19 protein-coding genes are annotated in these 15514 nt (G+C 63.5%); 9 read left to right on the forward strand and 10 right to left on the reverse strand.

All coding sequences use genetic code 11. The features are described 5' to 3' along the window. Positions 1–387: 387 nt before the first annotated feature. On the reverse strand, positions 388–987 hold the full coding sequence (locus DYI42_RS10995; RefSeq protein ID WP_213545989.1) for a LysE family translocator: 600 nt from the start codon (positions 985–987) through the stop codon (positions 388–390). A gap of 73 nt (positions 988–1060) precedes the next feature. Here DYI42_RS10995 and DYI42_RS11000 point away from each other — a divergent pair, with 73 nt between their 5' ends. From DYI42_RS11000 to DYI42_RS11015, 4 genes are all read left to right on the forward strand, one after another. After that, a complete protein-coding gene (locus tag DYI42_RS11000) occupies positions 1061–1513 on the forward strand; it encodes an Lrp/AsnC family transcriptional regulator (protein WP_213546020.1) in 453 nt (150 codons plus the stop codon). 123 nt (positions 1514–1636) lie between these two features. Beyond that, positions 1637–1924 (forward strand): co-chaperone GroES, encoded by a 288-nt coding sequence (gene groES / locus DYI42_RS11005; RefSeq protein ID WP_213545990.1) that lies wholly within the window; start codon positions 1637–1639, stop codon positions 1922–1924. 48 nt (positions 1925–1972) lie between these two features. Then, on the forward strand, positions 1973–3616 hold the full coding sequence (gene groL / locus DYI42_RS11010; RefSeq protein ID WP_213545991.1) for a chaperonin GroEL: 1644 nt from the start codon (positions 1973–1975) through the stop codon (positions 3614–3616). Positions 3617–3802: 186 nt separating this feature from the next. Beyond that, positions 3803–4477 carry a hypothetical protein gene (locus DYI42_RS11015; protein WP_213545992.1) on the forward strand — a complete coding sequence of 225 codons (675 nt, stop codon included), beginning with the start codon at positions 3803–3805 and terminating at the stop codon, positions 4475–4477. Positions 4478–4537: 60 nt separating this feature from the next. Here the strand turns inward: DYI42_RS11015 and DYI42_RS11020 are convergent, their stop codons facing one another. Together DYI42_RS11020 and DYI42_RS11025 are read right to left on the reverse strand one after the other, a co-directional pair. Continuing rightward, on the reverse strand, positions 4538–5440 hold the full coding sequence (locus tag DYI42_RS11020) for an ATP-grasp domain-containing protein (protein ID WP_213545993.1): 903 nt from the start codon (positions 5438–5440) through the stop codon (positions 4538–4540). Then, on the reverse strand, positions 5441–6388 hold the full coding sequence (locus DYI42_RS11025) for a hypothetical protein (protein WP_213545994.1): 948 nt from the start codon (positions 6386–6388) through the stop codon (positions 5441–5443). Positions 6389–6889: 501 nt separating this feature from the next. Between DYI42_RS11025 and DYI42_RS11030 the strand changes: the two genes are divergently transcribed. Together DYI42_RS11030 and DYI42_RS11035 are read left to right on the forward strand one after the other, a co-directional pair. Next, the gene (locus DYI42_RS11030) at positions 6890–7396 is read left to right on the forward strand and encodes a hypothetical protein (RefSeq protein ID WP_213545995.1); all 507 of its coding nucleotides are present in this window, start codon (positions 6890–6892) and stop codon (positions 7394–7396) included. Positions 7397–7474: 78 nt separating this feature from the next. Continuing rightward, positions 7475–8302 (forward strand): DMT family transporter, encoded by an 828-nt coding sequence (locus DYI42_RS11035; RefSeq protein WP_342344644.1) that lies wholly within the window; start codon positions 7475–7477, stop codon positions 8300–8302. Here DYI42_RS11035 and DYI42_RS11040 read toward each other — a convergent pair. Continuing rightward, positions 8256–8693, reverse strand: coding sequence for an NUDIX domain-containing protein (locus DYI42_RS11040; protein ID WP_213545997.1), 438 nt, complete (start codon positions 8691–8693; stop codon positions 8256–8258). The genes DYI42_RS11035 and DYI42_RS11040 overlap by 47 nt on opposite strands. 64 nt (positions 8694–8757) lie before the next feature. Between DYI42_RS11040 and DYI42_RS11045 the strand changes: the two genes are divergently transcribed. Then, positions 8758–9492: an esterase/lipase family protein gene (locus tag DYI42_RS11045; protein WP_213545998.1), complete on the forward strand. Its 735-nt coding sequence runs from the start codon at positions 8758–8760 to the stop codon at positions 9490–9492. Between the two features lie 68 nt (positions 9493–9560). On the opposite strand, the gene DYI42_RS11050 is transcribed toward DYI42_RS11045, so the two are convergent. Genes DYI42_RS11050 through DYI42_RS11060 form a run of 3 tightly spaced genes read right to left on the reverse strand, consistent with a single transcriptional unit; the run spans position 9561 to position 11375 of the window. Further along, positions 9561–10622: a 5-(carboxyamino)imidazole ribonucleotide synthase gene (locus tag DYI42_RS11050; RefSeq protein ID WP_213545999.1), complete on the reverse strand. Its 1062-nt coding sequence runs from the start codon at positions 10620–10622 to the stop codon at positions 9561–9563. Then, entirely contained in the window at positions 10615–11103 is a 489-nt protein-coding gene (gene purE, locus DYI42_RS11055; RefSeq protein WP_213546000.1) for a 5-(carboxyamino)imidazole ribonucleotide mutase, read from the reverse strand. The genes DYI42_RS11050 and purE overlap by 8 nt, the downstream gene beginning before the upstream one ends. Positions 11104–11156: 53 nt before the next feature. Next, the gene (locus DYI42_RS11060; RefSeq protein ID WP_213546001.1) at positions 11157–11375 is read right to left on the reverse strand and encodes a YdcH family protein; all 219 of its coding nucleotides are present in this window, start codon (positions 11373–11375) and stop codon (positions 11157–11159) included. A 167-nt stretch (positions 11376–11542) separates the two neighbouring features. On the opposite strand from DYI42_RS11060, the gene DYI42_RS11065 reads away from it, so the two are divergent. Together DYI42_RS11065 and DYI42_RS11070 are read left to right on the forward strand one after the other, a co-directional pair. Beyond that, a complete protein-coding gene (locus tag DYI42_RS11065) occupies positions 11543–11956 on the forward strand; it encodes an Hsp20 family protein (RefSeq protein ID WP_213546002.1) in 414 nt (137 codons plus the stop codon). 59 nt (positions 11957–12015) lie between these two features. After that, the gene (locus DYI42_RS11070) at positions 12016–12249 is read left to right on the forward strand and encodes a DUF1150 family protein (protein ID WP_213546003.1); all 234 of its coding nucleotides are present in this window, start codon (positions 12016–12018) and stop codon (positions 12247–12249) included. A 44-nt stretch (positions 12250–12293) separates the two neighbouring features. Here the strand turns inward: DYI42_RS11070 and DYI42_RS11075 are convergent, their stop codons facing one another. The 3 genes from DYI42_RS11075 to DYI42_RS11085 form a co-directional block, all read right to left on the reverse strand. After that, positions 12294–12797: a hypothetical protein gene (locus tag DYI42_RS11075; RefSeq protein WP_213546004.1), complete on the reverse strand. Its 504-nt coding sequence runs from the start codon at positions 12795–12797 to the stop codon at positions 12294–12296. A gap of 96 nt (positions 12798–12893) precedes the next feature. Next, positions 12894–13166 carry a hypothetical protein gene (locus DYI42_RS11080; protein WP_213546005.1) on the reverse strand — a complete coding sequence of 91 codons (273 nt, stop codon included), beginning with the start codon at positions 13164–13166 and terminating at the stop codon, positions 12894–12896. Positions 13167–13234: 68 nt separating this feature from the next. Next, positions 13235–15313 (reverse strand): bifunctional sulfate adenylyltransferase/adenylylsulfate kinase, encoded by a 2079-nt coding sequence (locus DYI42_RS11085; RefSeq protein WP_213546006.1) that lies wholly within the window; start codon positions 15311–15313, stop codon positions 13235–13237. Positions 15314–15514 lie beyond the last annotated feature (201 nt).

Here is a 15514-nt window from a genome sequence, read left to right on the forward strand (position 1 = left end):
AAGAGGAGTTTGGACCGATGCGCAACAAGGCCTGAAACCGCCATCATCCCTGACCGCCTCCCTTGATGGGAGCGCCCTTCGATCTGGAGTACCCTGACAATGGACAATGCAAGCTGACACCGCCGCGGCGGTGCGCCGCCCTTATTCCTTTTGTCAGACGAAGTGAGGCACTTCATGCCCCAGAACCGCAAATCCCGCCGGGCCGCCAAGGCCGGCGCCCGCAATCCCCGTTCCACCGCACGCCCAGCGCCGCGCCGCCTGCCTGATCGGCAGGCCGCGCGCCCTGCGCCCAAGCAGCGCGGCGGGCGACCGCCCCTCTTCCCCGGTCGCACCGGGGGGCGGTAACACATGGCGCACCGTCCGGCCTGATCTGGCCGGGCGGTGCTGTTACAGGCCTGTCATCACCACCGGATAGAGCGAGGCCACCAGTAACAAGGCCATGGTGATGTTGAACGCGCGCAGGCGGGCTGGGGAGGTGAGAAGCCGCCGGATCTGCTGGCCGAGCGCCGTCCAGAGGCTGATCGACGGAAAGGCGACAAGGGCGAAAGCCAGCACGACGGCGGCGACGGCAGGCAGGCTGTGGTCGGGCGCATAGAGCGACAGGCCAGAAAGCGCCATGGTCCAGGCCTTCGGGTTGACCCATTGGAATCCTGCCGCCTGAAGGAGGGTGAGGGGGCGGCCCTCGGCGCTGGCCGCTTTCGGCGCTCCGGCGTTGGCAATCTTCCAGGCGAGCCAGAGCATGTAGCCCACGGCGACGGTCTTGAGCACCATGTCGGCCTGCGGCAGCACCTCGAAAATCGCCATGAGGCCGCCACCGACAGCGGAAAACAGCACCAGCATCCCGACAACGATCCCGAACATATGCGGCAGCGAGCGGCGGTAGCCGAAATTGGCGCCCGAGGCGAGCAGCATCATGTTGTTGGGGCCCGGCGTGGCGGTGCTGACGAAGGCAAAGCCGATGAGGGCGATCAGGAGCGAGTCTGACATGGTGCAAGTATTGACCGAGCGTTGCCGCATGTGCTTGCGTTTTCGCGGGTTCGCAGCGCACAGTGAGCAACAAATGACGAAGATCGACGATTTAAGCCGCCGAATATTGCGCGAACTCAGCCGCGATGGCAGAGTCAGCAATACCGAATTGGCCGAACGCGTCGGCCTGTCTCCCTCCGCTTGTCTGCGCCGGGTGCAGGAGTTGGAGCGCAGCGGTGTCATCAAGGGATACCGCGCGGTGCTCGACCCGGGCGCGATGGGGCAGGGGTTTGTTGCCATGCTCGGCGTGGGCCTCTCGGTGCACACCAAGAAGAGCCAGGAAGATTTCGAAAAGGCCATGGCCCGGGCCCCGCAAGTCCGCGAGTGCCACAACATCACCGGCGTGATCGAATACTTGCTGCGGGTGGAGGTAGAGGATATTGCCGCGTTCAAGCTCTTTCACACCGAGATTCTCGGGGCCTTGCCACAGGTGAACTCGATCACCACCTATGTGGTCATGGGCTCTCCCAAGGACGAGCGCGGATAGGGCGAAATTTCCGCAAAGCTCTGGTTGACTCCCACTCATCTCCTCCTTACATCGGCTGCGTTATCACTCTCCCCAGGTGAGTGCTAACAGCAAGATTAACCTCGAACGAAGGAGCGTTCAGAGATGGCATTTACCCCGCTTCATGACCGCGTTGTCGTCCGCCGCGTCGAATCCGACGAAAAGACCGCCGGCGGCCTCATCATCCCCGATAGCGCCAAGGAAAAGCCCGCAGAGGGCGAAGTGATTGCCGTTGGTGCCGGTGCACGCGACGACGCAGGCTCGCGCATCGCCCCCGATGTGAAGGCCGGCGACCGTGTGCTCTTCGGCAAATGGTCCGGCACCGAAGTTCAGATCGACGGCGAAGAGCTGCTGATCATGAAAGAGTCCGACATCATGGGCGTGATCGCCTGATCCACCAGAATTTCACCAACGTCCCCAGAGACATAGGAGAAGAGAAACATGGCAAAAGACGTCAAGTTTGATACCGACGCCCGCAACCGGATGCTGAAGGGTGTGAATATCCTCGCCGATGCGGTGAAGGTCACCCTCGGCCCCAAGGGCCGCAACGTTGTGCTCGACAAGTCGTTCGGCGCGCCCCGCATCACCAAAGACGGTGTGTCGGTGGCCAAGGAGATCGAACTGGAAGACAAGTTCGAGAACATGGGCGCCCAGATGGTGAAGGAAGTCGCTTCCCGCACCAACGACGAGGCCGGCGACGGCACCACCACCGCCACCGTGCTGGCCCAGGCCATCATCAAGGAAGGCATGAAGTCGGTCGCCGCGGGCATGAACCCGATGGACCTCAAGCGCGGCATCGACCTCGCGACCGCCAAGGTGGTTGCGGCCATCAAGGACGCCGCCCGCGAAGTGAACGACTCCGCCGAAGTGGCGCAGGTTGGCACCATCTCCGCCAACGGCGAAGCCGAGATCGGCCAGCAGATCGCTGACGCGATGCAGAAGGTCGGCAACGAGGGTGTCATCACCGTCGAAGAGAACAAGGGCCTCGAGACCGAGACCGAAGTTGTCGAGGGCATGCAGTTCGACCGTGGCTACCTCAGCCCCTACTTCGTCACCAACCCCGACAAAATGGTCGCGGAGCTGGAAGACTGCATGATCCTGCTTCACGAGAAGAAGCTGACCTCGCTTCAGCCGCTCGTGCCGCTGCTTGAGCAGGTGATCCAGAGCCAGAAGCCGCTGCTGATCATCGCCGAAGACGTCGAAGGCGAAGCGCTGGCGACCCTCGTGGTCAACAAGCTGCGCGGTGGCCTGAAAATTGCTGCCGTCAAGGCTCCGGGCTTCGGCGATCGCCGCAAGGCCATGCTGCAGGACATCGGTATCCTGACCGGTGGTCAGGTGATCTCGGAAGACCTCGGCATGAAGCTCGAGAATGTCACCATGGACATGCTCGGTACCGCCAAGACCGTGACCATCACCAAGGATGAAACCACCATCGTGGACGGCCATGGCGAGAAGACCGAGATCGAGGCCCGCGTTTCCCAGATCCGTCAGCAGATCGAAGAGACCACCTCCGACTACGACCGTGAGAAGCTGCAAGAGCGCGTGGCCAAGCTGGCCGGCGGTGTTGCCGTGATCCGCGTCGGCGGCATGACCGAAGTGGAAGTGAAAGAGCGCAAGGACCGTGTGGACGATGCGCTTAACGCGACCCGTGCTGCCGTTCAGGAAGGCGTGGTTGTCGGCGGTGGCGTTGCTCTGGTGCAAGGTGCCAAGTCGCTTGACGGCCTGACCGGTGCCAACAGCGACCAGGACGCCGGCATCGCCATCGTCCGCAAGGCGCTCGAAGCTCCGCTGCGCCAGATCGCCGAGAACTCCGGTGTCGACGGTTCGGTTGTGGCTGGCAAGATCCGCGAAAGCGATGACAAGGCCTTCGGCTTCAACGCTCAGACCGAAGAATATGGTGACATGTTCAAGTTCGGCGTGATCGACCCGGCCAAGGTGGTGCGGACTGCTCTGGAAGACGCGGCCTCTATCGCTGGCCTGCTGATCACCACTGAAGCGATGATTGCCGACAAGCCCGCCAAGGAAGGCGCCGGCGGCGGTGCCCCCGACATGGGCGGCATGGGCGGCATGGGCGGCATGATGTAAGCCAGCCCGGCTTTGAATTTGGGAAAGGGCTGCCCTCGGGTGGCCCTTTTCTCTTTGTGCAGCGTGATTGACCCGCGAAAACGGCGTTAAATCCACTTCGCGAGGCTAGGGGGGGCGCTCGGGCTGAAGGACGGTAGGCCATCCGCTCCGTGGTGGGGCGGCGCTTATTTTCATGGAGAATTCAAGATGCTCGTCAGACTGCTTTCGTCGCTCCTTCTCACCCTCTCTTTCCTTGCGTCCCCGGCTGTGGCGCAGATCAACCTGGACATTCCCGAAACCGAAACTCCGGATGGCGATGGGAGCAATCCGGGCGGAGGGCTTGAAGGCTATTGCGTAGGCTGCTGTGCGGGCGGCGTGAGCGACCCGGGCTGCTGCGACGCTTGTGGCTGCCAGTGTGGGCTGCTTGGTTGCAACACCTACAGCTACATGGGAACGGCTCAAATACCGCTTCACGTCAACATTGCTGTCCGCAAATCGGTGAACGAGGGCATTGACCGCTTGGAAAGGACTGAGCGCGGTAAGCGGCTTGCCTCTGTTCTGATAAACCGGATCGACCGTTTGACCGCGATCTATGAAAAGGCCCCCGAATTGCAGGGGCGCACCGCTCGCGCGATGGTCAAGTTCTGGCCTTGGGATATGTGGACGAAGGGCGGTGACGCCGGCCACAAGGTGACGCCGGAGGCGATGCAGGAGCTTCGGGGCATCCTCACGACGGTATCGCGGATCGACGCAGATATGGGTGGCTCAGAGATCGGCGCGACCATTGACAAGGAGGTTTTGCCGCAGCTGACCCGTGCACTCGTCGGACGCCCCTACGATGAGGCGTTCGCCTGCTTCATCGGCGCTGCCAAGTGCGACTAGCAGTTTAACGCAAGGGTAGTCGGGCCGCTCCGTGCGGCCCCTCTTTTATGGACGTTGGCCTCATGTGGGAATCAGCGCTCGAACCATCGCCTCGGTCAGCTTACCGCCTGCCTTGCGATCAAAGCCCGCAAACATCGGGCCGGAATTGACTTCTAGAATGCAGAGGCTTCCGTCCTCCGGGCGCGTCTTCAGGTCGTAGGCGCAAAAGCTGAGGCCTAGGTCTTCGGCCAGCGTGAGGAGCTTGTCGCCGATCCCCGCCGGCAAGGTCAGGTCTGGGCGATACGCGAGGCTGCTGTCACGGGTCGAGCGATGGTCCAACGCGGGGCTGTCGAGCTCGAACATATGCAGCGCGCCGCCAACCACGAAGGCGCGGTACTCCGGGTAGACCAGCCGCTCCTGCACGAACACCGGGTTGGGCGCGGCCTCGTCTTTCCAGTCGGTCGCCGCGTCGGCCTCTTCGAAGGTGGCGCAATGCGCCCCGCCCGCTGCGGGCTTCACCACGCAGCCCTCGCCGAAGGCCGCAATCGCCCGCCGATCATTGGTGACGAGCGTGCGCGGCACCTGCAGCCCGGCCCGCGCGGCCTGCACCAGAAAGGCGCTTTTGTTGCCTGCCGTCGCCGTAGGTGCGGGGTTGAAGCTGTTGACCGTTTCCGTGCTCTGAAGCCAGCCGTCGATCATGGAATACCACGCCATCGAGCGGTCCACCCGCATCGGGTCGCCGGTGCTGGGGTTGAACACGTCGTAGCGTAAGAAGCCGCCTGTCACCTCCAGAGGATGCCCGTCTATCGAGAGGGCGCCACTGGCAAAATCCCAACTGACGGGAGGCTCCTGGTCTGGCCCGTGGAAGATGCCCGCAATCGAAACCCCAAGCCGCCGGGCTGCCGCGGCAAGCGCGTGGAGGTTGGGGTCGTTCGCGCCGCCTGCGATGAGCAGATCGGCGCGAAACGGGGTTGGCTCGGCCATTTACCGGCGGCCGAAGGGGTTGCGGTTGCCCAGCGCAGTGAACGGATCGAACGTGCCCTCGCCGGTCACCCCCTTGAACCCGCCACCCTCTTCGCCGGTTGCGGCCGTGCTCGGGTCACCTCCCGGCTCTTCGCCGGTCGCTGCTGTCGAGGCGCCGCTTTCGGCAATCACCGGGCTGCCGCCCGGCCCGCCCTCGCCGACAAAGCCTGTGCCGCCTTCTTCGCCAAAGGCAAAGGTGGTAGGAGGCCCTTCCTCTCCGAGCGCGGCGGTTTTCGGGCCTTCCTCGCCCACAAAGGCCGTCTTGGGCCCTTCCTCGCCAATGGCCGCCGTCTTCGGGTCTTCCTCCCCGAAAATCGGCGTGGTTCCGGGGCCTTCTTCGCCAACGAAGGGCGTTGTGCCCGGGTCTTCCTCGCCCATGATCGGCGTGGTGCCGGGGCCTTCTTCCCCGACGAACGGCGTGGTGCCGGGACCCTCCTCGCCCTTGAATGGGCTGGTCTCGGGGCCTTCCTCGCCCACGAATGGCGTTGTCTGCGGGCCTTCCTCGCCCAGCGCCTTGGTGGTCAGATCCTCGCCGATCGGCAGGGTGGGCGGGCCCTCTTCGCCGATGGCCAGCGTGGTGAAATCGCCACCGGGCCGCAGCATCTGGATCGGGTCGTTGCTGCGTGCCACCACCCGGACACCCACGATCCGCTCCACGTCGTCTTTCCAGACGAAGGAGGCCGCGGTGGGCGAAATCACCTGTGCCACGATTCCGTCGGGCGGCTCGGCCACGAATTCCAGATCGAGGATGCCGTCGGCAGAGAGCTTTTTCTCCAGCGGCTTCAGTTCCGGCGCGCTCCACCCTGCGGTGGTGGTATCGCCGGTGACGCTGATCGAAAGCTGCGGGGGCTCGCTCTTGAGCACGTTGAGCTGGATCGAGTTGATGCGGAAAATCTTCATCTTGGCCATGGAAACCTCCTTGGCTCATGTCGTTGAAAATGGGTCTTGCAAATGCGGTGGCCAACAAGGGCGCCACACGCATAAGGATAAAGCGGCGGCCGCAGATCGCCGTGAATGAATAAAGCGTTACGTTGATGCGGAGCTTCACGGCGCGTTCACGCAATCAAATTCCTGCCAGTCTGAGCGACACTTAGCGCGGAGGCATGGCGAGCACGGCGCAACTTCACCACGTTGCACGGACGGAAACATCGCCTGCGCAACTGGGCGCAGAGCAGGAATTCACGGCGATGGCCCACGCCCGAATCGTTAAGATCCAATCCCCCGAGGCTTCCACTTGGACATTTCACGCCTCCGGCTTGGACAACACGCGCATTTCCACTCGATAACCGTCCAAAACGGCGCTGTTTGGCGGAAAGGCTTGCCAGATATGCCCTCCCACAGGAAGCTTGGCAGACGAGATGCATTTTGATCACGACGGTCGGTCTTCGGCCAAGACATTCGGAGAAAACCATGGGCTACGACATTTTTTGCACCGGCGTCATCGTCGAGCCGGGCGGTGGGCGGCACAGGTATCGGAACTACCAGAAATATGACCGTGACTGGGGTGACGAATGGGCCATCGACTCGATGATCGACACCGGGCTCTCGTTCAAGGGCCTTAGCACCGGCGGCTCCATCCCGGGCGCGCAGACTGTGGCCCTGACGGCGGAGGCGGGGAGCATGCTGTTGCGGCGGCAGATTGCCCAGGCGCTGACCTTTCTCACGGTGCATGCCGAGGGGGAGATGTCGATCTTCCTCGAGGCGCGGCCGATCCTCGGGTTCAATCGCGGGGCATGGACGGAGATCAAGTTTCGCAAGAACAGCTGGGAAGTCGCTTACCGAAAGCTTCTGAAGTTCATGGATGAGAACGATGTCAACAAGATGGGCCCGCTGATGGATCTGCTGGCCTGCCTCAACGAATGGTCCCTCGAAGCCAAGCGCGGCTACTACTATTTCATCATGACGTTCAAATGGTGAAGGCGATTTGATTTTGCAGGCCCGGGCGCCGGGCTGTAAGCCTTGGCGATGCGCATTATCCTGCTTCTTTGTCTCACCATGGGTGCCTTCGCCGCCAATTCCCTGCTGACCCGTGCCGGGATCGAACGTGGCGGGATCGGGCCGATGGAGTTTGCGCTGGTGCGTGTGGCGGGCGGTGCCGCGATGCTGGGGTTGCTGCTGGCGCTGCGGCGGCAGGCCTTGCCGCTGCGGGGCCGCGCTGTGGGAGCGCTCTCTTTGGCAACCTACATGCTCGGCTTCTCGGCGGCCTACCTTACGCTTGATGCGGGGTTGGGCGCGCTTGTGCTGTTTGGCGTCGTGCAGGTGAGCCTCTTTGCACTGGCCGCCATGCGGGGCGAGGCACTGGGCGGGCGGCGTGTTGCAGGGGCGCTGGTGGCGTTCGGGGGCCTCGTGGCCCTGCTGTGGCCGGGCGGGTCTGCTGCCGTGGATCCGGTGGGCGCGGCGCTGATGGTGGCGGCCGGGCTGGGTTGGGCGGCCTACACTGCTGCCGGGCGGGGTGCGCCTGATGCGCTTGCGGCCACTGCGGCCAGCTTCCTTTTGTGCCTTCCAATGGCCGCCATTGCTGCGCTGGTGCTTGGCGCGGGCGCGTGGGGTGCGAGCGGCGTGGCGCTGGCTCTTGTCTCCGGGGCCGTCACCTCCGGGCTGGGCTATGCATTGTGGTATGCCCTGCTGCCGCGCATTGCCTCCACCACCGCTGCCGTTGTGCAGCTTTCGGTGCCGGTGATCGCGCTCGCCGCGGGCGCGCTGCTGCTTGGGGAGGCCCTGGGTCTGCGAATCCTGCTCGCTGGCGCCGTGGTGCTGGGCGGCATCGTCCTCGCGCTCACCGCGCCAAAGGCTCCAGCGGGTCGTAGCCGAAGCCGCGGCTGAAGGCGACCTGGCCGAGGCTGTCGGGCTTGTGTTCCAACGTGGCCAACTCGTCCGGCGTGACCCAGCGGCGGCGGGTGACAACGCGTTCGGGATCCTGCCAGTCTTCCCGGACCTCGCCCGCAATGACGGAGCAGCGAAAGAAGATCTCCACCTGGTGAAATCCGGTTTCCTCCTCGTGATACTCGTTCACCAGGCAGGGCAGTCCGACCTTGACGGTGAGGCCGGTTTCTTCGTGGACTTCACGGGCAAGGTTGGCAGGGAGGGAGCTGTGCATCTCTGCGCCCCCGCCAGGCGCGCACCAGAGTTGCACCGAAGGGTCGGCCCAGGCGTTCACGATGAGCAGGCGGCCCTCTTCGACGATGATGGCGCGGGTGGCGATGCGGATTGGCATGGGCGCAACGTGACGCTGCGGCGCGCGGGTGGCAAGGGGGGCATCTGGACCCTATCTGCTCATCATGCGCGTAATGCTCCTACTCATTCTCGCCCTCACCGCAGCTCCTGCCATGGCGAAGGACTGCGTGGTGCTGCTGCACGGGCTGGCGCGCGGCACCGGCTCCATGGCTCCGCTGGAGCTGGCACTCGGCGAGACAGGCTACAACATCGTGAACCAGGGCTATCCCTCCACCCGCCAGCCGGTGGAAGATCTGGTGGCTACCGTGCCGGATGCCTACGCCCGATGCGAAGGAGAGCAGGTGCATTTCGTCACACACTCCATGGGGGGCATCCTGCTTCGGATGTGGCTGGAAGAGGCCCGCCCTGAGCGGCTCGGTCGCGTCGTCATGATGGGCCCGCCCAACGAGGGTAGCGAACTGGTGGACGAGTTAGGCGATTGGGCGCTGTTCGATGCGGTCAACGGCCCGGCGGGAGACCAGCTGGGCACGGATGCGGGCAGCGTCCCGCGCCGGTTGGGGCCAGCGTGGTTTGGCCCCGGAATTATTGCGGGCACCCTTAGCTTCAACCCGGTCTATTCGTCGATCATCCCGGGCCCTGATGACAGCAAGGTGTCGGTGGAAAACACCCATGTGGAGGGAGAGGCTGACTGGATCGCCCTGCCGGTGACCCACACCTTCATGATGACCAACCCTGTGGCGATGCTGCAGGTGATGACCTTCCTCGAACGCGGCAGCTTCAACCCGGAGCTCGGCTACGCCGACGCCGTGGCCGCAGGGCTAAAGGAAATCACGGAGTAGGGTGGGCAATGTGCCCACCATTCGAGCAAAGCACTGTCAGGACTCAGAAGGTCCGCAGATTGGTCACCCTACGTGATACGGTTCACGTGCCCCATCTTGCGCCCCGGGCGCGCCTCGGCCTTGCCATAGAGGTGAATCGCGGCGTGTGGCTCGCGGGCAATGTCGGGCACGCGGTGGATGTCATCCCCGATCAGGTTCTCCATCACCACATCTGAGTGCCGCTTGCCGTCGCCCAGTGGCCAGCCGGTAATGGCGCGGATGTGCTGCTCGAACTGGTCGACGGCACAGCCGTTCTGCGTCCAATGGCCGGAATTGTGCACGCGCGGGGCAATCTCGTTGACGATAAGCGCGCCGGGGGTGACGAAAAGCTCCACGCCCATTACGCCCACGTAATCCAGCGCGTTCAGGATCTTGCCGGCCAAAAGCGCGGCATCGGTTGAAAGCCGGGGCGGGATCTTGGCGGGAACGGTCGTGGTGGCGAGAATGCCGGATTTGTGCACGTTCTCGCCAAGGTCGAAGCACACCACCTCGCCCGTCAGCCCGCGCGCGGCGATGACGGAAACCTCGAGCGAAAAATCCACGAAGCCTTCAAGGATGGCCTCTGCGCCATCCATGGCGGCCCATGCAGTAGGTGCATCCTCGGCCGCCTTCAAACGGGCCTGTCCCTTGCCATCATAACCCAGCCGCCGGGTCTTCAGGATCGAAGGGGCGCCGATTTCGGCGACGGCTTCTGCCATCTCGGCCTCGGAGGCGACTGGGGCAAAGGGCGCCGTGGTCAGGCCGAGATCGCGCAGGAAGGTCTTTTCCGTCAGCCTGTCCTGGCTCACCCGCAGGGCCTCGCGGCCCGGGCGGATCGGGCGGATGGCCTCCAGCGTGTCGAGCGCGGCGGTGGGGATGTTCTCGAACTCGTAGGTAATGACATCCACGCTGGCGGCAAAGGCCACCAACGACTCGGAGTCGTCATATTGCGCTTGAGTGAGCTGGGCAGCCACGTCGCCCGCCGGGGCCGCGCCCGGCTCGAAGATATGCGCCTTGTAGCCAAGCCGCGCGGCGGCCACCGCGAGCATCCGGCCGAGCTGGCCACCACCGAGAATACCGATGGTCGATCCGGGCGCAAGCGGCTCAGTCATTCTGCGGCTCCTCCGGGATAGAGGCGGAAAGCGCCGCGCGCCATGCATCGAGCCGTTCGGCCAGCGCCGCGTCCGAGACGGCAAGAATGCCGGCGGCCATGAGGCCTGCGTTCACTGCACCAGCCTCGCCAATTGCCATGGTGGCGACGGGAAAGCCGCGTGGCATCTGGACGATGGAATAGAGGCTGTCGACGCCCGAAAGCGCCCGCGTTTGCACCGGCACCCCGACCACGGGCACGCGTGTTTTGGACGCCATCATGCCGGGCAGATGGGCAGCGCCCCCCGCACCGGCGATAATCACCTTCAGCCCGCGCCCGGCGGCCTCCTTGCCGTAGGACCAGAGCCTGTCGGGTGTGCGGTGGGCCGAAACGATCTTCGCTTCCCAGGCCACCCCCAGCTCGTCCAGAATATCGGCGGCGTGCTTCATCGTCGGCCAGTCGGACTGGCTGCCCATGATGATGCCCACGATCGGCTCTGCCATGCTTCAGGCTCCTCTCCCCGCGAAAGAGCGGCCTTTATAGCCGCGCCGCAGGCTTACGCAATGATGTCGGGGTATAGCTCGTCTTCGATGCGGGCGATCTCGTCCTTCAGCGCCAGCTTCTTCTTCTTCAAACGTTGCAGGGTGAAGGTATCGCCCTTGCCCTTCTCCTGAATCGCCTTGATCGACTCGTCCAGATCGCGGTGCTCGCGTCGCAGCACCTCCAGCTTAACGCGGAGCACGTCTTCATGGCTCATTTCACCGGGGGCGTTCATCGGGGGCGGTCTTCGGACTGGTGGCAAGTGCGCCGATCATATGCATTTTCCCGCCCCGCTCAATGGCCAGCCCTTGCCGCACGGCGCTTCACTCCCCATATTTGGAAAGCGGTCGCCAGTATGGGGCCGCATTCCGCATCGTCGCTTGAGCAAGAGGGCTGTGCCAGATGAGCAAACTCACACTCGGGTCTCACCCGTTTCTCCTCGGCTTCGAGCAGCTTGAACGGCTGGTCGAACGCACCGCCAAGTCTGGCAGCGAGGGGTATCCTCCCTTCAACATCGAGCAATCCGGCGAGAATGCCTATAGGATCACCCTCGCGGTGGCAGGTTTCTCGGAACAGGATCTCGCGATTACGGTTGAGGATTCACAGCTTGTCATTCGCGGTCGCCAGTCGGACGACGAAGATGGGCGGGTGTTTCTGCACCGTGGCATCGCCGCGCGTCAGTTTCAGCGCAGTTTCGTGCTGGCCGATGGCGTCGAGGTGGCCGGCGCGAAGCTGGAAAATGGGCTCTTGCACGTGGATCTCAACCGCGCCGAGCCCGAGACCGTGGTTCAGACGATCAAGATCGATCGCGGCTGATCTGCGGTGGCCCGGGGAGATCGGGCCGAGGGACGCGCAACCTGTAAAGGAGACGTGTGATGGACACGAAGTTTGCTGAAGACATGTCCGAGAGCGCCGAACGGCCGATTGTCTATGTCCGCAAGGTCGAGGCGGGTGACCTGCCAGACGAGGTGCGGGCGCAGGCTGAGGCCGTGGGTGACATTTACGCGGTGCACAACACGGAAGGCGAGCGCCTTGCCCTTGTGCAGGGCCGTGAGTTGGCCTTCGTTCTGGCCCGCCAGCATGACATGGCGCCGGTGACAGTGCACTGATTTGAGCATGGGAGCCTGCGGCAGCAGCCTCAGGCACGAGGCGATCAGGCTACGCTGACCTTGCCTGCGCTCCCGTTGCCGCCCCAGATGCCATAGGCGTCTTTCATGTATTGGGCACAAAGGCGGTTGGCCTCGTATCGGTCGGCCCCTTCGATGACGGATTGATTAAGAGCGTCGACGTGGCGGGCCTCGGAGTAAGTAAAGCGAGATGCACCTGCCACCGCCCAAGGCCTGTAGCCATTCTTCACGCAGATGCCCGACAGCCAGACATCGTCGACCGTCCACATGATGTCGGGGATGTTAAAGGCGTCTTCGTCAAAGAAACGGGGTCGCACCATGACACCGCCGACGCCTTCGAACACATCGGTGAAGCCCGAGGTGCTGAACCTGTTGCGCCAAGGCTTTTCAAATTTTCTCAGAGAGAGTTTCCGCAAGCGCAGGTGCGTTCGAAGCTTGCGAAATTGGAAGTCCAGATCGGTCCGCCTGCTTTGCCATTGGCCCATCGGATGGTGCTCTTCGGCGTCGGCCTCTTTGTCGAAGAACGGCAAGTTCCATCCAGAAGAGCACAGCGGGTTATCGGGTTGCAGCTTGCGCGCTACGACCAACTGCCTGGCCCTGTCACCCTCGTAGATGAGGTCATCATCTTAGAAAAGGATGTCGGATTCCGGCGCATAAGCGAAGTCACGCAGCGCGTGCAGCACCTTCGAGGCGGCGCCAAAGTCTTCTTCCGGCTGGCGAATTTCCACGCCAGCAGGAACCGACGGCAGATCGCCCGCGTAATCAGGAAAGCGCCTGTAAACCTTGGGGATGTAGAGGATGACCTTCTCCACAGACACATCCTGAGCGACCAGCGCTTCCAGCGCTGGGCCAAGGCTTTCAGACCGCGACGGAATGGATGAAAGCGATTTAAACAGCATGGGCCTACTCGTGGACAGAGTGCGCCGAAGCGATCTCCGGCGCACTCTGTGCGTCAAATGACGGATTTTCAAACGGCGGCCACGAGGCCCATCTGTTCCAGCTTGAGCAGCACCTGGTGGGCGCAGTTGTCCACGTCGGTGCCCTCGGTCTCAACCCGCAGCTCGGGAGTCTCCGGCACGTCGTAAGGGTCTGAGATGCCGGTGAACTCCTTGATCTTGCCTTCACGGGCCAGTTTGTAGAGGCCCTTCCGGTCACGCCGCTCGCACTCTTCGATGCTGGTTGCCACGTGGATTTCCACAAAAGCGCCGTAGCTCTCGACGTCCTCGCGTACGGCCCGGCGGGTGGTGGCATAGGGCGCAATGGGCGCGCAGATGGCGATGCCGCCGTTCTTGGTGATCTCCGAGGCCACGTAACCGATGCGGCGGATGTTCAGGTCACGGTGCTCCTTGGAGAAGCCCAGCTCGGAGCTGAGGTTCTTGCGGACGATATCGCCGTCGAGCAGCGTCACCGGGCGGCCGCCCATTTCCATCAGCTTCACCATGAGCGCGTTGGCGATGGTGCTTTTGCCCGAACCGGAGAAGCCCGTGAAGAACACGGTGAAGCCCTGCTTGGCCCGCGGCGGGCGGGTCTTGCGCAGCTCGTTCACCACTTCGGGAAAGCTGAACCACTCCGGGATCTCGAGGCCCTCGGCCAAGCGGCGGCGCAGCTCCGTGCCGGAGATGTTGAGGATGGTCACGTCATCCTTGTCCTTGATCTCGTCCATCGGCTCGTACTGCGCCCGCTCCTGCACCCAGACCATGTGCTTGAAGTCGACCATTTCGATGCCGATCTCGTCCTGATGCTCGCGGAACAGGTCTTGCGCGTCGTAGGGGCCATAGAAGTCTTCCCCGGCGGAGTTCTTGCCGGGGCCTGCATGGTCACGGCCAACGATGAAATGGGTGCAGCCGTGGTTCTTGCGGATCAGCCCGTGCCAGACGGCCTCGCGCGGGCCGGCCATGCGCATGGCGAGGTTCAGCAGGCTCATGGTGGTGGTCGCGCCCGGGTACTTGTCGAGCACAGCCTCGTAGCAGCGCACGCGGGTGAAGTGATCGACGTCGCCCGGCTTGGTCATGCCTACCACCGGGTGGATCAGCAGGTTGGCCTGGGCCTCCTTGGCGGCGCGGAAGGTGAGCTCCTGGTGCGCGCGGTGCAGCGGATTGCGGGTTTGGAACGCAACCACACGGCGCCAGCCGAGCTTGCGGAAGTAGGCGCGCAGCTCGTTGGGGCTGTCGCGGCGGGCGCGGAAATCATAGTGGATCGGCTGTTGCAGGCCGGTGACGGGGCCGCCGAGGTAGATCTTGCCCGCCTGGTTGTGCAGGTAGTTCACCGCCGGGTGAGCGCTGTCGTCGGCGCCAAACACCTTCTCGGCCTCGCGGGATTTGTTGGGCTCCCACTTGTCGGTCACGGTCATGGTGGCGAGGATCACGCCTTCCTGATCGCGCAGGGCGATGTCCTGCCCGATCTCGACGGTCTCGGCGAAGGTTTCGCCCACATCGAGGGTGATGGGCATGGGCCAGAGGGTGCCATCGGCAAGGCGCATGTTCTCGACCACGCCGTCGTAGTCTTCCTGCGAAAGAAAGCCTTTCAGCGGGTTGAAGCCGCCGTTCATCAGCAGCTCGAGGTCGCAAATCTGGCGCGGGGTCAGATCGTGCGAGGTGAGGTCAGCGGCTTCGACTTTCAGCTTCTGGGCGCTCTCGTAAGACACGTAGAGTTCCGGGATCGGGGCGAGGTTGTTCTGCATCAGGGTGCTCCTGTATTTCAGTGGTATCAGGTCGCTCACCGAACCTGTCAGTTCAGCATGAAGAGCGGTGTATTCGGCGAATTTTCGGGAGAGGAACGCGTCAATCAGACGCTCTTTCTCGGCCTGCCCGGCCTTGGTGAGCGCATAGGCAAATCGTTGGCGGCGGTCTGGGCCGGCGCGTTCTTCTATGGTGATGAGGCCTGCGGCGGCGGTGGCGCGCAGCTGAGTGTTGAGCTTGCCGAGAGAGACCTTGAGGGCCTCGGCGATGCTGCGCTGGCTCGCCTCCGGCGCCCGTTCGAGTTGGCGCAGCAGTAAGAACAGCTGGTCCTCATTGGGGAGTAGGAGCTTTTCGGATTGGGTGGTCATGGCGGGGCGGGCGACTCAAAGTGTGTTCAACGATGAACACATGTCACTCTTTGGCCGTCCGCGAAAGACCCAAGTTGTCGCAGGAACGGTTTGTTGCCGAATTGCGCCCCCAGCCGCAGCGCGCAGTTGCGAGCCCGCGCGCTCATTCTGCGCGAAGGGAGTAAAACCCGGGTTAACCGCGCGATGGCGCTTGTTGCGGAG

It is taken from the genome of Vannielia litorea, assembly GCF_018424695.1.
GTDB lineage: Bacteria > Pseudomonadota > Alphaproteobacteria > Rhodobacterales > Rhodobacteraceae > Vannielia > Vannielia litorea_A.